The following is a 21361-nucleotide window of genomic DNA, read 5'->3' on the forward strand; positions in this document are numbered from 1 at the left end:
CCCTGGACGTTCGCGGCCCACCGGTGGGCCGCGAACGTGCGGCCCCTCAGGTCCCCAGGAACTGGCCGATGCGCTCGGTCTCCTCCTCCGACAGACGTACCTTGGCGGCGGCCGTGTTCTCCTCCAGGTGCGCCACCCGCGACGTTCCCGGAATCGGCAGCATCACCGGCGAGCGGTGCAGCAACCAGGCGAGGGACAACTGCACCGGGGTGACCCCGTGCTCGGCGGCCATCGCGGCCAGTGGTGACTCCGGCCCCGCCAGTTCGCCCCTCCCGACCGGTGCCCAGGGCAGGAACGCGATCCCCTCCCTCTCGCACTGGTCCAGGACGTCCTCGGCCTGGCGGAAGGAGGGCGCGTACTGGTTCTGCACCGACGCGATCGGGGTGATGGCGCGTGCGGCCGACAACTCGTCCACCGTCACCTCACTCAGCCCGATGTGCCGGATCTTTCCCTCCTCGCGCAGCTCCACCAGGGCGCCGAGCTGGTCGGCCAGGGGCACTTCGGGGTCGATGCGGTGCAGCTGGAACAGGTCGATCCGCTCCAGGCCCAGGTTGCGCAGACTCAGCTCCGCCTGCTGTTTGAGGTACTCGGGTCGACCCAGTCGGTGCCACTGGGCCGGCCCGGTGCGAGCGAAGCCCGCCTTGGTGCCGATGACGAGGTCCTCGTGGTACGGGTAGAGGGCCTCCCGGATCAGGTGCTCGCTGATCTGTGGACCGTAGGAGTCGGCCGTGTCGATGAAGGTGATGCCCAGTTCGACCGCGCGGCGCAGGACCGCCAGCGCCTCGTCCCGATCCCGAGGCGGGCCCCAGACGCCCTCACCGACGATGCGCATCGCCCCGAAACCCAGGCGGTGGACCGGCAGGTCGCCGCCCAGGAGGAGGGTCCCCGACAGCTCGGCGATCTGTGGTGTGGGGTGCTCGCTCACAGTGTCCCTTCCGAACGGCGCTGGGGCCGTGTGCTCAGAACGTGCGGGTGGACGCGCACGCGGGCCGCGCGTGCGCGTCCCCGGCGGTGTCGCGGGCAGGATCTCAGGAGGTGGGGACACCCGCAAGGCGCCACGGGGCCGGACCGGACTTCGTGGAGGAAGCGGGTCCGGTGGCGTGGGCCCCGGGTCGCGTCCTTTCGTGCCTCATCCGGAGCCGGTGTCGCGACGTGCCACCGAGGCCAGGTCGGTCTCGATGCGCGCGGTGGTCTCCAGCAGCGCCGGCAGCAGATCGCGGCGTACGTCCTGGATCGAGGAACGGTTGGCGTGTGCGGAGACGTTCGCCGCCGCGATGACCCGGCCCGACTCGTCGCGGATGGGCGCGGCCAAGGAGCGCAGGCCCTCCTCCAGTTCCTGGTCGACGATGGCGTACCCCTGTTCGCGTACCCGTCCCAGTTCGGCGCGCAGTTCGTCGGGGTCGGTGATGGTGAAGCGGGTCAGGGGCCGAAGCTCCACCCGCTCCAGGTAGTCGTCGAGACGGTCGTCGTCCTGTCCGGCCAGCAGCACGCGCCCCATCGAGGTGGCCGAGGCCGGAAAACGCGTCCCCACTCTGATGTCCACCGCCATGATCCGTGAGGTCGCCACGCGCGCCACGTACAGGGCGTCGTCGCCCTCCAGGACCGACACGGAGGCGGATTCGCGCACCCGGGCCGACAGGTCCTCCAGGTGGGGCCGGGCCACGTCCGGCAGCCCGGCGGAGGCCACGTAGGCGTAGCCCAGTTCCAGTACGCGGGGCGTGAGCGAGAACAGTCTGCCGTCGGTGCGCACGTACCCCAGGTCGGCCAGGGTGAGCAGGAAGCGGCGGGCGGCGGCCCGTGTCAGGTCGGTCTCCCGCGCGACCTCGCTGAGCGTCATGGAGCGCCGTTCGGCCGAGAAGGCGCGGATGACCGTCAGTCCGCGTTCCAGGGACTGGACGAAATGGGCGCCGCGGGCCGGTTCTTCTTCGGTGGTCATATGGCCTTCCTGGTTCGGATACGGGGGGCAGAGCCAGGACCCCAGGGAATGTTCTCATGCCGAACAGGAGGGTCGGTTCTCGCTCTTCCTTGACCCCGCTCGGTGCCGGCGCTACCGTCGTACCCAGTTGTTCGTTATAAGAACATATATTCGCTATTCGAACGGGAGTGTCTCATGATCGTGCCCCTGGGTGAGGCGGTACGCGAGCTCGTCCACGACGGTGACACCGTCGCCCTGGAAGGGTTCACCCATCTCATCCCCGTGGCGGCGGGGCACGAGATCATCCGCCAGGGTCTGCGCGACCTCACGCTGGTGCGGATGACGCCCGACATCGTCTACGACCAGCTCATCGGCGCCGGTTGCGCGAGCAGGCTCGTCTTCTCCTGGGGAGGCAACCCCGGGGTCGGGTCGCTGCACCGTTTCCGCGACGCCGTCACCGCGTCCTGGCCCGTACCCCTGGAGATCGAGGAGCACAGCCACGCCGGAATGGCCAACCGCTACGTCGCGGGCGCGTCCGGACTGCCCTTCGCCATCCTGCGCGGCTACAGCGGAACCGACCTGGCCACCCACAATCCCGACATCAAGACCATCACCTGTCCCTTCAGCGGGCAGGAGCTGGCCGCGGTGTCCGCTCTCAACCCCGATGTCACGATCGTGCACGCCCAGCGCGCCGACCGCGGCGGCAACGTGCAGCTGTGGGGCATCACCGGCATCCAGAAGGAGGCTGTCCTGGCCGCCGACCGGGCCCTGGTCACCGTGGAGGAGGTCGTGGACGAGCTCGAACCCGTTCCCGGCCAGGTCGTCCTGCCCTCGCGTGTGGTGGACCGGATCAGTGTCGCGCCCGGAGGAGCGGCCCCCTCCTACGCCCACGGCTACTACGAGCGCGACAACGAGGCCTATCGCGCCTGGGACGCCATCGGCCGTGACCGTGAGGCCTTCTCCGCCTGGCTCCGTGGGCTCACCGGCGCGGACGCCCCCATCGCTCCCACATCCGCCGGGAGGAACCTGTGACCGGCACCCCCTGGACCTCCGACGAGATCATGACCGTGACCGCGGCCCGTTCACTGCGTGACCGGATGTCGTGTTTCGTGGGCATCGGACTGCCCAGCACCGCCGCCAACGTGGCCCGCCGCACCCACGCGCCGGGGCTGTGGATGATCTACGAGTCCGGCACCCTGGGCACCGTCCCCGACCACCTCCCGCTGTCCATCGGAGACGGGATCCTCGCCGAGACCGCCGACACCGTGGTCTCGGTCCCCGAGGTCTTCAACTACTGGCTACAGGCCGGACGCATCGACGTCGGCTTCCTCGGCGCGGCCCAGATCGACCGGTACGCCAACATCAACACCACCGTCATCGGCGACTACACCGCCCCCAAGGTGCGTCTGCCCGGGGCCGGCGGTGCGCCCGAGATCGCCGCCTCCTGCCGTGAGGTCAGCGTGATCATGCGGCACGGCCGCCGCGCCTTCGTGGAGCGGGTCGACTTCGTCACCTCGGTCGGTCACGGCTCGGGGCCCGGCGACCGCGAGCGGCTGGGTCTACGCGGAGCCGGTCCGGTGCGGGTGATCACCGATCTGGGAGTACTCGAACCCGACCCCGTCACCCGCGAACTCGTCCTGACCGCGGTGCACCCGGGGGTGGAGGTGGACACGGTCCGGGAGGCGACCGGATGGGACCTGAAGGTGGCCGAGGGCCTCACGGTCACCCCCGAGCCCTCCGACACCGAACTTTCGGTGCTGCGCTCCCTGACCGGAGCCCTCTGAGGTCTGGGGAGCGACGGGGCCCTACAGTTACCTAACAGTGTTAGGAAGAGGTTCGTCAGCGGCCGGAACCCCCGGCCGCACAGCACCAGGAGATCCGCATGACCGACGTCTACGTCCTCGACGCCGTACGCACGCCTTTCGGCAGGTACGGCGGCGGACTGTCCGGGGTCCGTCCCGACGACCTGGCCGCCCACGTCATCGGATCTCTCCTCGAACGCACACCCGCCCTGGACCCCGCCGCCATCGACGAGGTCGTCCTCGGCAACGCCAACGGAGCGGGGGAGGAGAACCGCAACGTCGCCCGCATGGCCGCCCTGCTGGCCGGACTGCCGACCTCCGTCCCCGGTGTCACCGTCAACCGGTTGTGCGGCTCGGGCATGGAGGCCGCCATCCAGGCCGGTCGCGCCATCCAGGTCGGCGACGCCTCCCTGGTCGTGGCCGGGGGAGTGGAGTCCATGAGTCGCGCCCCCTGGGTGCTGCCCAAGCCGGCCAAGGGGTTTCCCGCGACCGACGCCACCTTGCACTCCACCACCTTGGGCTGGCGGATGGTCAACCCTCGCATGCCCGGACGGTGGACCGTCTCCCTCGGGGAGGGCACCGAGGGGCTGGCTCGACAGTACGGCATCACCCGCCTCGACCAGGACTGCTTCGCCCTGGCCAGCCACACCAAGGCCGCCAGGGCCTGGGCCGAGGGCGTCTTCGACGACGAGATCGTCCAGGTGCCCGACGCCCCCCTGGAGCGCGACGAGTCCATCCGGGAGACCTCCGCCGACAAGCTCGCCGCACTCCAACCGGCCTTCCACGCCGAGGGCACCATCACCGCGGGCAACGCCTCCTCTCTCAACGACGGGGCCGCCGCCCTCCTGCTCGGGGACCGCACCGCCGTACAGGCCGTCGGCGCGGAGCCGCTGGCGCGCATCGCCGGCCGCGGCGCGGCCGGCGTGGACCCCGACGTGTTCGGTATCGGACCCGTTCGCGCCGCCGAGATCGCGCTCGAACGCGCGGGCATCGGCTGGGGTGACCTGTCGGTCGTCGAACTCAACGAGGCCTTCGCCGCCCAGTCCCTGGCCTGCGTCCGCAGCTGGAAGGAACTGGACCCCCAGATCGTCAACCCCCATGGCGGAGCCATCGCCATCGGCCACCCGTTGGGGGCCTCCGGCGCACGCGTCCTGGGTTCGCTCGCCCACGAACTGCGCCGCAGGGGCGGTGGCTGGGGGCTGGCCGCGCTGTGCATCGGCGTCGGTCAGGGACTGGCCGTCGTCCTCCAGGCCTGAGCACCTCACGGGCCACCGGGGCGGGAACCGCGTGGAAGAAGGAGCACGACACGGCCCCTCCTTCCGGCGCGGCACGCGAGCCGTCGGCCCGTACGTGTCCGGCCGTCTTCGTGACCACGACCCCCTCCACGCCCGGCCGTTCCTCCAGACCCCACGTGGAAGCCGGTGCCCGACGGCGACGGGCCACTTTGACGGGAGTCCGACCGTCCCCCTCACTGAGAGACTGGAGGAGGTGCGCGGGTCGCGAGCGGACCCGCGACCCGCTCGACCCGGCGGGCAGCGGGGGTCTTGGACACGGTGTTCACCGACCGCGTCATCGACGGGAGAACGGGTCGAGCCGAGCACACCCACGGCGAACAAGGAGTACGGACCGAAAATGAGCGTTGACCTCCACCACACCGAGAGCGGACCGGCCGACGCGCCGCCCCTGCTGCTCGGCGGTTCCCTCGGGACCACGACCCGCATGTGGCGGCCGCAGGTCGAGGCGCTCTCGACCCTGTTCCGGGTGATCTGCTTCGACCACCGCGGGCATGGGAACTCGCCCGTTCCGGAGGGCCCCTACACCATGGCCGACCTGGGCGGCGACGTCATCGCGCTGATGGACCGCCTGGGCATCGAACGCGCCCACTACGCCGGGCTGTCGATCGGCGGCATGGTCGGACAGTGGCTCGCGGTCCACCATCCCGAGCGCATCGACGGCCTGGCCCTGTTGGCCACCTCCCCCTACATGGGACCGGCCCGGAACTGGCGGGACCGCGCCGCGCTGGTGCGGGCCGAGGGTACGGGCGCCCTGGCCGCCTCGGTGGTGGAACGCTGGTTCACCCCCGGTTACGCCAAGGAGCATCCCGACGAGGTCCGTGGCCTGCGCGACCAGATCGCGGCCACCGCACCCGAGGGGTACGCGGGTTGCTGTGGGGCCATCGAGACCTACGACCTGAGAGAGGAGCTGCACCGGATCACGGCGCCCACACTGGTGGTCGCCGGGGCCGACGACCCGTCGACACCGCCGGCCGAACACGCCGAACCGATAGCCGAGCGGATTCGCGGCGCGCGTCTGGTGGTGTTGGAGGAGGCGGCGCACCTTCTGTCCTGGCAGCAGAGCGCGAAGGTCAACACCCTGCTGACCCGGCACCTGACCGCCGCCGACAGTCACGGCTAGCACGTGGGCCGGGTCGAGGCGGACACGACCGTGCTCACCGAACCCTCACAGGACCTCGTCACCCGTTACGCCCGGGAGGAGATCTGGACCCGGCAGCGCCTGGACCGGCGCGCCCGCGGGGTGCCGGCGGTCCTGCTCGCCCAGGGCCACGGGGAGGAACCGGCCACGCACGTGCGCGCCGCTCCGCGCAGCGGTCCGAGTTCCGATCAGATCGGTGGGGTGTGCCCGCGGGACGCGGTCTACCGCGGGTCGCCCGCCGCGAACGAGGCCTTCGGTATCGCCGGAAGGTCTTCGCCGACGAGGAGGGAGCGTGCGCGGGGTGGGTCGGTCGGGTTCTCGGGCCGGCGCACCCCGTCGTCGCGGCGATCGGCTTCGCACCACCGGGGCGGGGCCCGCGGCCCCGCCGGGTCAGCGCTTGAACGCGACTCCGGCCAGCTCCCACAGCCTCACCGAGGGATCGGCGGGACGGAAGAGGGGGTCCACGCCCGGCCGACGCCAGGTGGAGCAGTCCACGACGCGAGGCTCCTCGTCGCGCCCGTCGGGCCAGGCGCTGGCCGGCTCCAGACCGTCGAACACCGCGAAGACCTCCTGGGGACTGCGCACCCGCCCCCACGGTGTACCGAAGGACAGGATCTGGTCGGTCATCCAGGCACCGGCACGCGGGTCCTCGGAGACGATGTGGGAGAAGACCACGCACGAACCCGGGGCGAGACGCTCCATGAGCGAGCGCACCATGCCGAAGGGGTCGTCGGCATCGGGCAGACAGTGCAGCAGCGAGACCAGCATCACGCACACGGGCAGGTCGACGTCGATGAGCCTGCGGGTCTCGGGGGCCGCCAGGATCTCGTCGGTCCGGCGGATGTCGGCCAGCAGGAACGCGGTCTCCTCACTGTCGCTGATCAGCGCGCGTCCATGCGCCAGCACGATGGGGTCGTTGTCGACGTAGACCACCCGGGAGCGGGGACGGGACCGTTGCGCCACATGGTGGGTGTTCTCGGCGGTGGGCAGGCCGGCTCCCAGATCGAGGAACTGTTCCACGCCCTGCGCGGCGACGTACTCGACCGCACGGGAGAGGAAGGCCCGGTTGTCGTTGGCGAAGGCCACGAGTTCGGGAATACCGTCCGCGAGTGTCTCACAGGCCTTGCGGTCGGCCTCGAAATTATCCTTGCCGCCCAGCAGATAATCGTACATGCGTGCGATGCTGGGGGTTTCCATGTCGATGTCGGGAGGAAAGTGATCGGCCATAAGGGATGCCCGTCCAAAGTAGCGAGGAGCCTTCTCAGGCCGAATGGTAACCGTGTTCCCATCGCCCTACCGGCGTTTTCCATAACAAACTTCGGAGCGTGTATTCCACCGCCGCGTGCTCATGTTCTGGTCCCCGCTTCCGGAGAGCCGAAATCAGGCAGGTCATCTGCCACAATCCCCGGGGCCGTGGCGCGGATCCGCCCTGCCGCACCTTTGGGAGGGGTCGGCGACGAGGGCAGGGCGGGCGCGGACCAAAAAGCGCCGGCGGAGGAGGGGTCGGCAGTTTCCCACGATGTCGTTCCGCCCATTACCGTGAATGCCGATCCCGCTTCCGAAGAACTTTTTACGGCGGACGAGGAAAGTGCTCTGACCTGCGTCATGAGCGTTCGCCGCTCCCGCCCCAGCCATCGGGTCAGCGTGAACGGATCCCGATCGGTGCGAGTTCCGAGTTCGGCCACCGCCGCCGCCAGGTGCGCGCACCTTGAGTCCCACCGCTCACAGGAACAGGTCGCCACCAGCTCCCCCCATCCGCGCGGCACCAGGTCCCAACCCAAGAGAGAGAACACCCGTGCGGCCTCCACCGGTAGTTCTCCGGCCAGCAGCCGGGCGGCGAACACCGGCTGGGAGGCCAACGCCGCGCACAGACGCTCCCACTCCGCGTCCGACGGCACGGTACGGATCAGGCTCACCTCGTGCGAGCCGGGGCCGCGTACCAGCCCACTGACCTCGCCCGGGACCACCGACAACCGCTCGACCCGGGCACCTGAGGTGGACTCTCCCAACGTCTCGGCCAACAGGGCCGACCAGGTGCTCACTCCCCGGCCACCGCCTCGGGGGACAGACGCACGACCTCGCGTAGATCCTCCACCGACAGCCCGGTCAACCACGCCTCTCCGCCGGCCACGGCGCTGTCGGCCAGAGCGCTCTTGCGCTCGATCATCTCGTCCACCCGCTCCTCGACCGTGCCCACGCACACCAGTTTGCGCACCTGCACGTCACGCCGTTGACCGATCCGGAACGCCCGGTCGGTGGCCTGGTCCTCCACCGCCGGATTCCACCAGCGGTCCACGTGCACCACGTGGTTGGCCGCGGTCAGGTTCAGTCCGGTCCCCGCGGCCTTGAGCGAGAGCAGGAACACGGCCGGACCCTCCATGCTCTGGAAGCGCCGGGTCATCTCCTCCCGCTCCGCTCGGGAGGTGCCTCCGTGCAACCACAACACCGGAACCCCCAACCGCGAACGAAGGTAGGGGGCCAGGCGTTCGCCGAACCGCGCGTACTGGGTGAAGCACAGGGCCTTGTCGCCCTCGGCGGCGACCTCGGACAGGATCGCCTCCAACCGCTCCAGCTTGCCCGAGCGTCCCGACAGCGCCGAGCCGTCCCCCAAGAACTGGGCGGGATGGTTGCAGATCTGCTTGAGCCGGGACATCGTCGCCAACACCAGACCCTTGCGCTCCTTCTCCGTCGCCTCGGCCATCCGCTCGCCCATGTCCTCCACCACCGCCTTGTACAACGAGGCCTGCTCGGGGGTGAGCGTGCACCAGGTACGCGTCTCCCACTTCTCGGGCAGGTCGGAGATGATCGAGCGGTCGGTCTTGAGGCGACGTAGTACGAACGGCCCGGTCATCCTGCGTACGAGTGTGGTGTCGGGTTCCTCCGCGCCGCCGACGGCCCGCTCGAAGGCGGAGGCGCTGCCGAGCAGCCCGGGGTTGGCGAACTCCATGATCGACCACAGTTCCGACAGGTCGTTCTCCACCGGTGTGCCGGTGAGCGCCACCCGGGTGGCCGCGGGGAGCGACCGGACCGCCCGTGCCTGCCTCGTGCCGTGGTTCTTGAGCGCCTGGGCCTCGTCGCACACGACCCGGTGCCAGGGCATGCCCGCCAACTCCTCGGCGTCACGGGCGACCACCCCGTAGGTGGTGATCACCAGGTCGCACGCTCCCACCAGGCGGGCCAACGCGTTCCCGCCCGGCCGATCCGCCCCGTGCTGGACGTGCACCCTCAAGGAGGGCGCGAAGCGCTCCGCCTCGCGCCGCCAGTTACCCACCAGTGACACCGGACACACCAACAGGGTCGGCCCGGGCGTGGCGCCCTCGGCGCGTTCGTCGGCGAGCAGGGCCAGGAGCTGCACGGTCTTGCCCAGACCCATGTCGTCGGCCAGCACCGCGCCCAGGCCGAGTTCCCCCAGGAAACGCAACCAGGCGGCGCCCCGGTCCTGATAGGGGCGCAGTGTGGCCCGAAAACCCGGTGGAGTCCCCATGGGGCGTGGTCCGGCCTTGGCGCTTCCGTTCAACAGGGCGCCTAGTGGCCCGGAGGCGACCACGTCGGAGACGGGCAGGGGCGCGGTGTCCTGTACGCCGATGGCGGTGCGCAGCGCCTGGTCGGCGCGCATCCGGTGGGCGCCGCGCCGTTCGAGCAGTTCCAGGGCAGCGCTGAGCCGGTCGGGGTCCACCTCCATCCACCGGCCCCGCACACGTACCAGGGAGCGTTTGAGGCGGGTCAGTTCGGCGAGTTCGTCCAGTTCCTCCTCGGTGAGAGGTGTGGTCTGCCCGTCCTCCCCGCCGTGCAACAGGGCCTCGAAGGACACGTCGACCAGGGCCGAGGGACCGATGCCCCCGGTGCGCCGCCGCCCGCGCGCGGGTTCCTCGACCGTCACGCGCAGCCCCAGGGCCGGTCTGGACCTCCATTCGGGCAGGACCACGGCGAACCCCGCCGCGCTCAACCGGGGGGCCGCCTCGGCGATGAACACCTCGGCGTCCCGGGTGCTCAACGACAGGCGTTCCGGTGCCAGGTCGCGCAGTGCGCGGCGCAGCAGGGGGTGGTGGCGGGCGGCCCGGCGCAGGTCGGCCAGGGCGGTGACGCCCACATCGGAGGGCAACCAGGCGGCGCCCTCGCCCCGCCATACCTGTTCCAGGGGCAGACGCAGACCGGGGTCGGTGACCGAGCGCACCCAGAACTCCACCGACCACGGGCCGTCCCGGTCGGGTTCGCGTAGCAGGAACAACAGCGCGGCGCGTCCGGACCCACGGACCCGTGCGCGCCACTCCCGTAAGGGACCGCGCAGTCGGGCCGCGGTGTCGGCGTCGACCAGGGCGCGGTCACCGGTGAGCGCGTCGGCCAGCAGTAGGCCGGGGGTGGGCTCCCCGCCATCGTCCCGGCCCGCACCGCCGGGGCGGGGCCGGGCCAGGCGACGGGCCACGACGTCGGTGAGCAGTTCCAGGGGAGCGAGCACGCAGGCGCGCGCCACCACCTCCGGTGGCTCGGCGGGAAGGTGGGCGCGGGCGGAGGCGGGCAGGGCGGCGGTGAGCGCGGACAGGTGCTCCTCCGCCCAGTCCAGGGGGGCGGGGCGCCAACGCGCCCGGGGCGGGTCGCCCACCAGGTCGGGCAGTACGCACCCGGAGGCCACGAGCCGTTCGGCGAAGTCGCGGACCGCGCGCAGATGTTCCAGGGAGGGGCCCGACACCACCCCGGCCAGGCCCGGTGCGGACAACAGCCGTTCGGCGTCCGCGCCCTCCAGGCGCAACGCGGGCACGCTCCAGGAGTGGAAGGCGGCCGGTGCCGAGCCGGGTGCGTCGGTGGAGGAGAACGGGCCAAGGACCCGACCGGGTAGCGTCAGTTCCAGATGACCGGCCCGCGCGGAGGGCGGCGTGTCCCCGCACATCCTTCGCGACATCGCGCGCAGGCCCTCCGCGTCCAACGCGAACGGGTGGGGGCGCACGCCGCCCCCGCCCCCGTCCTCGGACTCGACGCCGGGACCGTCCTCGGCCCATACCGTCAGCGCGCTCCCGGTCCACACGCCGTGCACGACCCGCACCGCACCTCCCGTGTTCTCGCTGTTCGCCGCTTCGAGTATGACGAGGGCCCACGACAGGGACGCCCCTTGCAAGGAGGACCCGTGCGGTGGCCGGACCTGGTCGGGGCTCGGCTCAGAGTCTGTCGGGCACCTTGTTGCCCACCGCGATGATGCCCTCGCGGATACGGGTACGCCACAGCAGGACCCCGCCGAGGACGAAGAACGCCAGCAGCGACAGGATCGCCACCCGGTAGCCGCCGGTGAGGGAGACGGCGACGGTCACCGCCAGCGACCCCAGGAAGGTCGACCCCTTGTCGGAGATCTGGAACAGGCTGAAGTACTCGGCCTCGCGCCCCCGGGGGATGAGCTGGGAGTACAGCGACCGGGCCAGGGACTGGGTGCCGCCCAGCACCAGACCGATCCCCACACCCATGGTGATGAACAGGGGCACGTTCCCGGCGGGCAGGAAGTAGGCCGCCGCCACCAGGCCGCCCCAGACCACGAGCGTGGCCATCACGGTGTTCTTGGCACCGATGGCACGGGCCACCCGGCCGGTCAGCAGCGCGCCGCCGAAGGCCACGAACTGGATGATGAGGATCGTGACGATCAGGGTGTCCTGCGCGAGGCCCAGGTCCTGGGTGGCGAAGGGCGCCGCGTAACGGATGGCCGCCTGCACACCGTCATTGAAAAAAATAAAAGCCAGGAGGAACAGGATGGTGTTCGGATACCTGCGCATGTCCTTGAGCGTTCTGCCGAACTCGCGCAGGGACCGGCCCACCTCCGCACGGCCGCGCCCGCGCGCGGCGAGCGCCCCGTAGCGGTTGCGCAGGGGTCTGATCGCCATGACGGTGAAGCCCGCCCACCAGAAGCCGACGGAGACGAAGGCGAGGCGTGCGGCGTCGTCGGTGCCGATGCCCAGGGAGTCCGCGCCGGTCACCAGACCCAGGTGGACCGCCAGCAACAGGGCGCCGCCCAGGTAACCGATGCCCCAGCCGGTCACCGAGACCCGGTCGCGTTCGTCCGGTGTGGCGATCTCGGGCAGGAACGCGTTGTAGACCACGATCGAGAGCCCGTACAGCACGTTGGCCAGGACGAACAGCACCGACGCCGCCATGTAGCCGCCGCCGGCGAAGTACAGTCCCACGGTGCACAGTGAGCCGCCGAAGGCCAGCCAGAACAGCCAACGCTTCTTGTACCGGGAGTGGTCGGCCATCGAGCCCACCACCGGCAGGAGCACGATCTGCAACAGGATCGCCAGCGTGGTCAGCGCCGGATAGAGCGCGTTGGGGTGCAGGGACAGAAAGTCCAGCCCGAAGGGGGTGAGGGACAGTGAACGGTCCAAACACGCGGCGGAGTCCGGCGCACCCGCGGAGACGCACGCCAGGTTGCTCAGGTAGGGACCGATGAGCACGGTCACCACCGAGGTCATGAACACCGAGTTGGCCCAGTCGTAGACGTACCACCCCCGTTGCTCACGTCTGCGCTGACCGGGGTCGGGGGAGGGGGCGTTGGTCTCCGTCTGTGTGGACATGGGGTGCTATCCGTTCTTGAGGGGGATGTCGTGACCGGGGTCGTGTCCGGTGGCGCCGCTCCACTGGCCGCGCCGGATCAGCAGCCGTTTGAGTCCGGCGGTGTTGTCGGTGACGATTCCGTCCACGCCCGCGTCGAGCAGGCGTTCCATCACGTGGGGATCGTTGACGGTCCACACGTGCACCTGCATCCCGAGCCGGTGCGCGGTGCGGATCAGGTCGCGACTGAGCACGGGGAAGGCGCCGTGCCGCAGCGGGATCTGTGCGCACACCGGGACCCGGCCGGCCAGGGCGCGCAACAGAGGTGACAGGGAGGCCACCCGTAGCCTGACCACGTCCAGCGGGCCGCAGGAGGTGGCGACCGGGCGGTCGAAGAGCCTGCGTGCCCGGTCCAGACGGCGCTGGTCGAAGGAGGTGACGCACACCCGGTCCCAGGCGTTGGTCCGGCGCAGCACCTCCAACAGCGGCAGGACGGCCGCGTCGGCCTTCATGTCGATGTTGAACCGCGCCTGGGGCCAGGAACCGAGAAGGTCCTCCAACACCGGCACCGGTTCGCGTCCGGCCACGCGGGCACGGGAGACCTCCCGGTGGGGCAGGTCGCCGATGGCTCCGGACATGTCGGTGGCGCGGTCGAGGGTGTGGTCGTGGAAGGCCATGAGGACGCCGTCGCTCGTGGCGTGCACGTCCGTCTCCAGGTACGTGTAGCCGAGGTCGACGGCGTGCTGGAAGGCCACGGCCGTGTTCTCCAGTTCGGTGCGGTGTAGGCCCTGGTCGTCTGTGAGCCACCCGCCTCGGTGAGCGAGGGCCACGGGCACGGGGGAGGAGAGGTAGACGTGGGTCACCCTCGCAGTATGCCGTGTGCGTGGCACGACGTGCCCACCACCGTGGGACCGGAGAATATCCGGAAAGCTGGAATGCCAGGTGGTCGTGGGAGGGTTCACCGCCTCTGTGCACGGGTGAAGGCAGACGTCACCCTTCGGAAGGGATCCGTTCATGTCCTACACCCCCGACAGTCGCCCCTGTCCCCGTGCTCTGTGCGTCCGCGCCCTGGCCCGTCATCGTCCGGTCCGCACCCCCGCACGTACCCCGATCGTTGCGCGCGGCGCCCTCGCGGGCAGGTGCGGAGCCCCGATGTTGGCGGGGCACCGGACCCCCGGGGACATCCGTCTTCTGGCCCAACGCATGGCGGAGGTCCTGGTGGGTCGTCGTGCCCCCGAGGTGCTGAACGGCCACGTGACGGTCCCGGTCAGGGAGGAGTTGCGCCATGCGCGCGGCATGGTCTCCTGTGAGATCGTGCCCCGGTTGACATGGGTCTTCCATCAACCGTTGGGCCGTGACGGGGTGGAGGCCAGCGCGGTGATCCGCTGTGACCGGCGTTCACGGGCCTTCGCCTTCCGTGCCAGGCGGGAGGCCGGCAGGTGGGTGTGCACCCACCTGGAGACCGACGGATCCGGCCGCCGCCACGACGGACCGTCGGCCCCGACGCGTTGACGAAGCGGCTCCGAAGGGAGGGCGCTCCCTTCCCTTCGGAGCCGTCTCGGCGGGACCGGAGCCTCCAACGGAGAAGAGCCGCGGTCCTCGCGCCGAGAAAGTGTGTGCACACCTACCCTCATGCCAGGAAAGTGCCTGGATTTCCGGTAAGAGGGCTGGATAGGGTCCCTCTGGGTGCCTCCTGACCGGAGCGCACCCGAGTTCGAACGACGGGACCCCAAGCGGTTTCGCCGTGCCCGGTACGCGGTCGACCCGAACGACGGATCCACCGCAGACGAAGAAGGAGGGGCGGTCACGGCGCTCCCCGCGCCGGGACGGCCACCGCGTATATGAAACCTGCTGACATCGTCCATCTGCACACCCTCAGCGCGCCGACGCTGTCCCCTGACGGAAGCCGTGCGGTCTTCGCCGTGACCCGGCCGGACCTGGAGGAGGACGCCTACCTCGGCTCCCTGTGGTCGGTCCCCACCGACGGTTCGGCCCCGCCCGCCCGGCTCACCCGGGGGGACCGGGACAACGCTCCGGTCTTCTCACCCGACGGGCGCTGGATCGCCTTCCTACGCCCCGACGAGAACAAGCGGCCCCAGATCCACATCCTGCCCGCGGACGGCGGCGAACCCTGGAAGATCACCTCGCACCCACTGGGCGCGGGTACCCCGGCCTGGAGTCCCGACTCCACCCGGGTCGCCTACACCGCCCGCGTTCCCGAGGAGGGTCGCTATGTGGACGTCGAGCCGGGCAAGGAACCGCCCCGGCGCATCACGCGGCTCAAGTACAGGCTGGACGGTCTCGGCTTCACCAACGACAGACGCTCGCACGTGTTCGTCTCCGCGCCGATCACCCCCTCCGATGAGGCGGGGGAGCCGGTCCAGGTGACCCGCGGGGACTTCGACCACTCCTCCGTGTCCTGGAGCCCGGACGGTTCCGAGTTGCTCTTCTCCGCCGCACGTCACGCCACGCGCGACACCGACCTGGTCCGCGACCTGTGGGCGTGCGCGCCGGAGGAGGGGGCCGAACCGCGTCGGGTCACCGCCCAGACTCTGGACGCCGGACACGGCGTCTTCTCCCGGGACGGCGCCACCGTCTACTTCCTGGGCGATGAACTCGGCCCGGACCTGAACGACTTCGTGGGGCAGACCACCGCCCTGTGGTCGGTGCCGGCCGACGCCTCGGCGGCGCCCACCCGGCTCACGCCCGATCACGGTCCCCGGATGGCCCAGGGGCCGGAGGTCACCGACGAGGGGCTGTGGGGGTCGGCGGAGGTCCAGGGCTCGGTGGAGCTGGTACGGGTCCCATTCGGTGGGGGCGAGCCCGAGCCCCTCATCGGGGGCCGGGTGCAGGTGCAGTCCTTCGCCGTCGCGGGCGGTGTCACCGTCGCGGTCGTCGCCGACGGTCGTAGCAGTGGTGAGCTGCTCGTGGTCACCGACGAGGGCACGCGGGCGCTCACGGACCTCGCGGGCGCCCTGGACCCGCTGCCGATGACGGAGTTGACGGCGCACACCGACGAGGGCCATCCCGTTCACGGCTGGGTGACCCTTCCCGAAGGGGAGGGCCCGCACCCGGTCGTGCTCATGATCCACGGAGGGCCGTTCACCCAGTACGGTCACCAGCTCTTCGACGAGGTCCAGGTCCTCGCCGCGGCCGGGTACGCGGTGGTCATGTGCAATCCGCGGGGTTCCTCCGGCTACGGGCACGAGCACGGTCGGGCCGTGATCGGCTCGGTGGGACGGACCACCGCCACCGACGTCCTGGCCTTTCTGGACGAGGCGCTCAAGGACGCCAGGCTCGACTCCTCGAAGGTCGGCGTCATGGGCGGCTCCCACGGTGGGTTCATGACCACCTGGATCTGCGCCCACCACGGCGAGCGCTTCAGGGCCGCGATCAGCGAACGCGCGGTCAACGCCATCGACAGCTTCCAGGGTTCCTCCGACATCGGCGCGTTCTTCCCGGGGCCGTTGTACGGGCCGCCGCAGACCTGGGCGAAGGAGAGCCCGCTCTCCTACGCCGACCAGATCGACGTCCCACTGCTGATCATCCACTCCGAGGAGGACTGGCGCTGTCCGGTGGAGCAGGCGCAGCGACTGTTCGTGGCGCTCAAACTGCGTGGACACGAGACGGAGATGCTGCTCTTCCCCGGTGAGGGGCACGAACTGTCGCGTTCGGGGCTGCCCAGCCACCGGGTCGCCCGTTTCGAGGCCATCCTGGACTGGTGGCGGCGCTACTTGTGAGAGGTGTGGGGCGGGAGGAATCCCGCCCCACGGCACAGTCCTGTTTTCTATGATGCATATCACTTTTCTACGTGGTTCTTCCTTGTTTCGAGGCGCGGGGAACGGGCAGAGATATTCCCCGATTCCGCGTGCTGGTACGGGTTCTCGTGCTCTCCATCGAGAAGGAGCAGGCCGCGAGGTCGACCAAGGGAAGGTAACGAAAGGGTCGCGTGCGCCCCTTGGGGTCGTTTAGTGTTCCCTCAGGCCGGAACGCACCGTTAGTCACCACAAGGGTGACAGTGTCCGGTTCCCGTCTCGCTCTGCTCATCAGCAGTCCTCTTCCCAAGAGTAGAGGCCGTCGCAGCCGGCGCGCCCCCGCGGCCCTTGTCACACGCCGCTCGCCGGGATCCCCCTGACACCACATCCCCACACGCCTGTCGTAGGCGTGCCCTCAGGATGCGTCGGTAGACGGGTGTGGGAGAAAGGCAGTCGGTCCCTTGACTCGCAACCCCGAACCCGGTTCGCGCGCCAGGCGTCGCATCGCGACGATCGGCTGCGCCACTCTGGGCGCGGTCGTCCTGTCCTCGGGCGTCGCCATGGCCGAACCCACTGAGGAGGAGGCGCGAGAGCGCTACGAGCGACTCCAAGAGGAGCTCTCCGGTCTCAACGAGACCTACAACCAGGCCGAGGAGGACCACGAGGCCGCGGAAACCGAGCTGGAGGAGATCGAGGAACAGCTGGAGGAGGCCGAGGAGGAGCTGGAGGCCATGTCCGGCAAGGTCTCGGGAATCGCCCGGACCGCCTACACCGGGTCCACGCACAGCCTGTTCACGGTCCTGTTCGGGGGCGACCCCGACGACTCCCTCCAGAACATCGCCGATCTGAACTTCCTGTCGGTGGGTCAGGACACCGTCCTGGCCGACTACGTCGCCGAGGTGGAGCGCGCCGAGGAGCTGCACGAGCAGGCCGCCGAGGCCGAGAGCGAGGCGGCCGAGGCGTTGGCCGACGCCGAGACCGCGCAGGAGGAGGGCGAGACCGCCCTGGAGGAACAGGCCGAGGTCCTGGAGAGCCTGGGCGGTGAGGATCCGACCGCGGCAGAGGCCTCCTCCGGAGGTACGGAGACGGCCGCGGTGTCCGGCGGGGTCCAGGCCGTCTTGGACTTCGCCCGTGCCCAGATCGGCAAGCCGTACGTGTGGGGCGGTACGGGGCCGAACGGCTACGACTGCTCGGGACTGGTCCAGGCGGCCTGGGCCCAGGCCGGTGTCGACCTGCCCCGCACCACCTACGACCAGGTCAACGCCGGCACCCGCGTCCCGCGTGACCAGGTCCGGCCCGGGGACCTGCTGTTCTTCTACAGCGAGTCCGCCCCCAGCCACGTGGGCATCTACTCCGGCAACGGCAATATGATCCACGGATCCAACCCGTCCAAACCCCTGGAGGAGATCTCCCTGGCGGCCTACTGGGACAGCGTCTTCACCGTGGCGGTCCGCGTCGGTTAGACGGCGAAGGTCCCCGTGCTCAGGGCGCCCTGAGAGGCGGGTCCGATGTGCACGGCCCGAGCGGCTCCGCGTGATCGCTCGGGCCGTCACCGTGCGCGAGGGGGCCGCTGACGGCGCGTACGGCGTGTCCTTTCCGGAAGGGGACGTCTTCTTCCCGAGGGCACCGTGGGCGTCGCGATGGTCATCGACTCTTCCGGTCGTCGTCGGTACTGGTCGGTCTGCTGGACAGGGCCGTCGTGGCCGCACCGGTGGCCGGGGTCGCCCTTGCGACATGTGGGTGCTCAGGTCCCCGTCGCACCGCGGAAGGGGTCGATGGTGGTCGGGATGGCGTCGCCCCGCGTCGCGGTGCGTCTCCCGTCATGTTCTCCGAAACGGGTGGCCGAAGACCGTTTGCTGACACATGGGGTAAGGACTCCGTGGAGCAGGCAAACGGGGGTATGGTGACTTTGTGTCACGTAATAAGCACGTAGGGTCCCATGTTGACGGAGTGTCTCGCCGTGGCCGGGTGGAACGCGTCCTCACCCGTGTCTTCTGTAACGACTGGAGTGTGCTGACGCCGCCCGACATCGGACGTTGGACTCCCGATCTGAGCGTGAGCGTCGTCATCCCGGCGCGCGGCGGACAGCGGCGCCTCGACCTGGCCCTGGCCTCGCTCGCCGCACAGACCTATCCCGAGGACCTGATGGAGGTCGTGGTCGTGGACGACCACTCCTCCCCGCCCCTGCGTCTGCCCGCGTTGCGCCCCGCGCGGTGCCGGGTGCTCACCGCGCCCGAAGGCGGTTGGGGCGCCGGGTACGCCCGCGCCTACGGCGCCCACTCCAGCACCGGTGACATCCTGCTGTGGATGGACGCCGACATGATCGTGTGTCCCGAGTTCGTCGAGGCCCAGGCGCGCTGGCACCACGTGCACGCCGAGACGGTCACCCTCGGCAGGGTCCGCTTCGCCGACACCGGCCCCGGCAGTCCCGCCGAGGTCCTGGCACTGGCCCGCGCCGGAACCCTCGGTCAGACCCTGGAGACCGGACGACACCACGAGTGGATCGAGCACCTCCTGGCCGGAAGCGACGGGCTGTGCAACGCCGACCACCTGGGCTTCCACGCCTATGTCGGCGCGGCGGCGGGCGTGCGCCGCAGCCTGTACGAGGCCACGGGAGGAGTGGACCCCGACCTGGACCTCGGCCAGGACACCGAGTTCGGCTACCGCCTCTGGCAGGCGGGCGCGGTCATGCTGCCCGAACAGGCCGCCATCGGCTGGCACGTGGGTCGCGCGGGCACCGCGCGTACCCGGCTGCCCTCCGAGCGTTTTCGCACCGAGGTGCTGGCCGAGTACATGCCGCACCCGCACGCCTACCGTGAGAGGGTGCCGGCCCATCGGCGCCGCACACCGCTGGTGCACGCGGTCGTCGACGTCTCCGGTGCCCCCTACGGCCTGGTCCGCAGCTGCGTGGACCGACTGTTGGTCAGCGCTGAGGACGACATGGTCCTGACCCTCGTCGGGGACTGGGAGGGAGCGCAACAGGGCTCTGCGGGGCCGGGCGGCTCCTCGATGGACCTACGCCTGGTCCAGGCCAACTACCTGCGCGAGCCCCGGATCTCCTTCGCCGCCTCGGCGCCCCGCACCGGTTTCCCCTCGCCCTTCATGCTCCAGGTCCCGGTCGTGTGGGGTCTGGGTCAGCTCGCCCTGTCCAGACTGCTGGCCAGCGCGGAGCGCGCCCACGCCGGACTCACCGAACTCTTCCCCGCGGCCTCGCCCACACGCGACACCGGTGTGCGACTGTGGCGCACCCGCGCTTTGGCCAGGGCCATACGGGTGTGCGACGAGGGCGAGGACCTCGGCGACGTGGTCGCCGCGCTGCACGGCCGCTACCGCATCCACGCCGGGGAGGAGACCTTGGTGGACCTGTCGCTGTACAGGTCGGCGCCGCCCCTGCGGCCGGACAGAACGGAGGTGCCCGCACCGCCGCCTCCGAACGACCCCGAGGGGTACGACACGGACGAGGACGACCTCGGCGACGTCGCGGAGACGCGCGGATGGCTGCGCGCGGGATGGCAGCGCGCCCGGCAGCGCCTCCGGGGGGAGCGGAGTTAGAGCCCGTCGAAGTCCCTTGCGGACCGCTGTTCCGCAGCGCCCATGAGTCCTCAAGGCGCCGAAGGTCCCGTTTCTCGAAGGGGCCTGAGCGTGTGAGGTCAGCTCACGGCGTCGATGGACTCCAGCAGCTGTTCGCGCAGGGTGTCGTTGACCGGGGCCGAACCGGTCTCCTGCGAGGCCAACTCCTGTCCCTCGGGGCTGACCACGTACCGCAGGAACGCCTTGACCCTCTCCGCCTCCTGGTCGTCGGGGTAGTCCAGGCACACCGTCTCGTAGCTGACCAGGACCACCGGGTAGCTGCCCGCCTCGGTCGTGCCGTAGTCCAGGTCCAGCGCCAGGTCGTACTCGCTGGGGTTGTCCTCGCGTCGCGGGGAGCCCGCGACCACCTGGGCTGCGGCCTCCGGGGAGATCTCCACGAACTCGTCGCCGACACCGATGGAGGCGGCGGACATGCCGTGCATGTGCGACATCTCCACGTAGCCGATGGAGCCTTCCGCCCGCTTGACCGTGTCGGCGATCCCGCTGTTGCCCTGGGCGGACTCGCGGGGGGTGAGCGGCCACTGGCCGTCGGCCTCATGCGGCCAGGCGTCCGGCGCCGCCTGTTCCAGGTAATGGGTGAAGTTCTCGGTCGTGCCGGACTCGTCGGAGCGGTTGACCGGGGTGATGGCCATGTCCGGCAGGTCCACGTCCGGGTTGTCCTCGGCGATCTCGGGGTCGTCCCAACGGGTGATGTCCTGGTTGAAGATCCCCGCCACCGTCTCCGGCCGCAGGTTCAGCGAGTCCACGCCCTCCAGGTTGAACACCACCGCGATCGCCACCACGTAGGCGGGCAGGTTGATGGTGTCCGAACCACCGCACCGTTCCCGGGCGTCGGCGTTCTCCTCCGGGTCCATCGCCGAGTCGGTTCCGGCGAAGGTCACCGCACCGTCGATGAACTGGCTGCGACCACCGCCCGAACCGATCGAGTTGTAGTAGACGCGCGCTTCCTCGCAGCCCCCCTGGTAACCGGCGATCCACGCCGTCATGGCGTTCTCCTGGGCGCTGGAACCGGCCCCGGACAGGCTGCCGGAGAAGCACTCCAGATCGTCGGGGACCTCCGGTGCGGAACCGTCGCGAACGGCGTCGTCGCTGCCGCAGGCGGTGATGGCCAGGAGCAGGACGGCCAGCGCGGCCGAGGCCGTGCCCCGACGGACGCCGCGGTGGCGCGAAGAACCGGTCCTGGTGCGCTTGTTGGACGGGAGCACGACTGCTTCTATCCCCTTCGTCGGTGTCGGTGGCCTGAGTTCACCGTCGCACGTCCCCGAACGGAGACGTCGCCGGTGATGGAGCACCGCCGAAGAATTTAACCACCGCTGGACCACCACCCCCAAAGCGGCCCC

Annotated in this window: 16 protein-coding genes and 1 pseudogene; 9 read left to right on the plus strand and 8 right to left on the minus strand. The window is 70.4% G+C overall.

Annotated features, from left to right (window positions below):
* Positions 1–46 precede the first annotated feature (46 nt).
* Positions 47–925, minus strand: a complete 879-nt coding sequence (locus tag PFX91_RS08580) for an aldo/keto reductase (RefSeq protein ID WP_285730700.1) — start codon at positions 923–925, stop codon at positions 47–49.
* A 204-nt stretch (positions 926–1129) separates the two neighbouring features.
* The gene (locus tag PFX91_RS08585; RefSeq protein WP_285730701.1) at positions 1130–1936 is read right to left on the minus strand and encodes an IclR family transcriptional regulator domain-containing protein; all 807 of its coding nucleotides are present in this window, start codon (positions 1934–1936) and stop codon (positions 1130–1132) included.
* A gap of 174 nt (positions 1937–2110) precedes the next feature.
* Here PFX91_RS08585 and PFX91_RS08590 point away from each other — a divergent pair, with 174 nt between their 5' ends.
* The 5 genes and pseudogenes from PFX91_RS08590 to PFX91_RS08610 form a co-directional block, all read left to right on the plus strand.
* A complete protein-coding gene (locus PFX91_RS08590) occupies positions 2111–2947 on the plus strand; it encodes a CoA transferase subunit A (protein WP_285730703.1) in 837 nt (278 codons plus the stop codon).
* A complete protein-coding gene (locus PFX91_RS08595) occupies positions 2944–3699 on the plus strand; it encodes a CoA-transferase subunit beta (RefSeq protein WP_285730705.1) in 756 nt (251 codons plus the stop codon). The genes PFX91_RS08590 and PFX91_RS08595 overlap by 4 nt, the downstream gene beginning before the upstream one ends.
* 98 nt (positions 3700–3797) lie before the next feature.
* On the plus strand, positions 3798–4973 hold the full coding sequence (locus PFX91_RS08600) for a thiolase family protein (RefSeq protein WP_285730707.1): 1176 nt from the start codon (positions 3798–3800) through the stop codon (positions 4971–4973).
* A 376-nt stretch (positions 4974–5349) separates the two neighbouring features.
* Positions 5350–6132, plus strand: a complete 783-nt coding sequence (gene pcaD / locus PFX91_RS08605; protein ID WP_285730708.1) for a 3-oxoadipate enol-lactonase — start codon at positions 5350–5352, stop codon at positions 6130–6132.
* A gap of 30 nt (positions 6133–6162) precedes the next feature.
* A pseudogene (locus PFX91_RS08610) lies at positions 6163–6354 on the plus strand (carboxymuconolactone decarboxylase family protein); the annotation flags it as partial.
* Positions 6355–6540: 186 nt separating this feature from the next.
* Here the strand turns inward: PFX91_RS08610 and PFX91_RS08615 are convergent.
* The 5 genes from PFX91_RS08615 to PFX91_RS08635 all read right to left on the minus strand — a co-directional run bounded on the left by PFX91_RS08615 (position 6541) and on the right by PFX91_RS08635 (position 13538).
* Positions 6541–7377 (minus strand): SAM-dependent methyltransferase, encoded by an 837-nt coding sequence (locus tag PFX91_RS08615; RefSeq protein WP_285730709.1) that lies wholly within the window; start codon positions 7375–7377, stop codon positions 6541–6543.
* A gap of 119 nt (positions 7378–7496) precedes the next feature.
* Positions 7497–8192 (minus strand): SWIM zinc finger family protein, encoded by a 696-nt coding sequence (locus PFX91_RS08620; protein WP_285730710.1) that lies wholly within the window; start codon positions 8190–8192, stop codon positions 7497–7499.
* Positions 8189–11188, minus strand: a complete 3000-nt coding sequence (locus tag PFX91_RS08625; protein ID WP_285730712.1) for a DEAD/DEAH box helicase — start codon at positions 11186–11188, stop codon at positions 8189–8191. The genes PFX91_RS08620 and PFX91_RS08625 overlap by 4 nt, the downstream gene beginning before the upstream one ends.
* 112 nt (positions 11189–11300) lie before the next feature.
* Entirely contained in the window at positions 11301–12698 is a 1398-nt protein-coding gene (locus PFX91_RS08630; protein WP_285730714.1) for an MFS transporter, read from the minus strand.
* 6 nt (positions 12699–12704) lie between these two features.
* Positions 12705–13538, minus strand: a complete 834-nt coding sequence (locus PFX91_RS08635; RefSeq protein ID WP_285730716.1) for a glycerophosphodiester phosphodiesterase family protein — start codon at positions 13536–13538, stop codon at positions 12705–12707.
* Positions 13539–13689: 151 nt separating this feature from the next.
* Here PFX91_RS08635 and PFX91_RS08640 point away from each other — a divergent pair, with 151 nt between their 5' ends.
* The 4 genes from PFX91_RS08640 (at position 13690) to PFX91_RS08655 (ending at position 19982) form a co-directional block, all read left to right on the plus strand.
* Positions 13690–14187 (plus strand): Rv3235 family protein, encoded by a 498-nt coding sequence (locus PFX91_RS08640; RefSeq protein WP_285730717.1) that lies wholly within the window; start codon positions 13690–13692, stop codon positions 14185–14187.
* Between the two features lie 329 nt (positions 14188–14516).
* Complete coding sequence (locus PFX91_RS08645) at positions 14517–16415, plus strand: S9 family peptidase (protein ID WP_285730719.1); 1899 nt, start codon at positions 14517–14519, stop codon at positions 16413–16415.
* 476 nt (positions 16416–16891) lie between these two features.
* Positions 16892–17893 (plus strand): C40 family peptidase, encoded by a 1002-nt coding sequence (locus tag PFX91_RS08650; protein WP_285730721.1) that lies wholly within the window; start codon positions 16892–16894, stop codon positions 17891–17893.
* 487 nt (positions 17894–18380) lie between these two features.
* Positions 18381–19982: a glycosyltransferase family 2 protein gene (locus tag PFX91_RS08655; protein ID WP_285730723.1), complete on the plus strand. Its 1602-nt coding sequence runs from the start codon at positions 18381–18383 to the stop codon at positions 19980–19982.
* Between the two features lie 98 nt (positions 19983–20080).
* On the opposite strand, the gene pstS is transcribed toward PFX91_RS08655, so the two are convergent.
* The gene (gene pstS / locus PFX91_RS08660; protein WP_285730725.1) at positions 20081–21226 is read right to left on the minus strand and encodes a phosphate ABC transporter substrate-binding protein PstS; all 1146 of its coding nucleotides are present in this window, start codon (positions 21224–21226) and stop codon (positions 20081–20083) included.
* Positions 21227–21361 lie beyond the last annotated feature (135 nt).

It is taken from the genome of Nocardiopsis sp. ATB16-24 (assembly GCF_030271535.1).
Classification (GTDB): Bacteria; Actinomycetota; Actinomycetes; order Streptosporangiales; family Streptosporangiaceae; genus Nocardiopsis.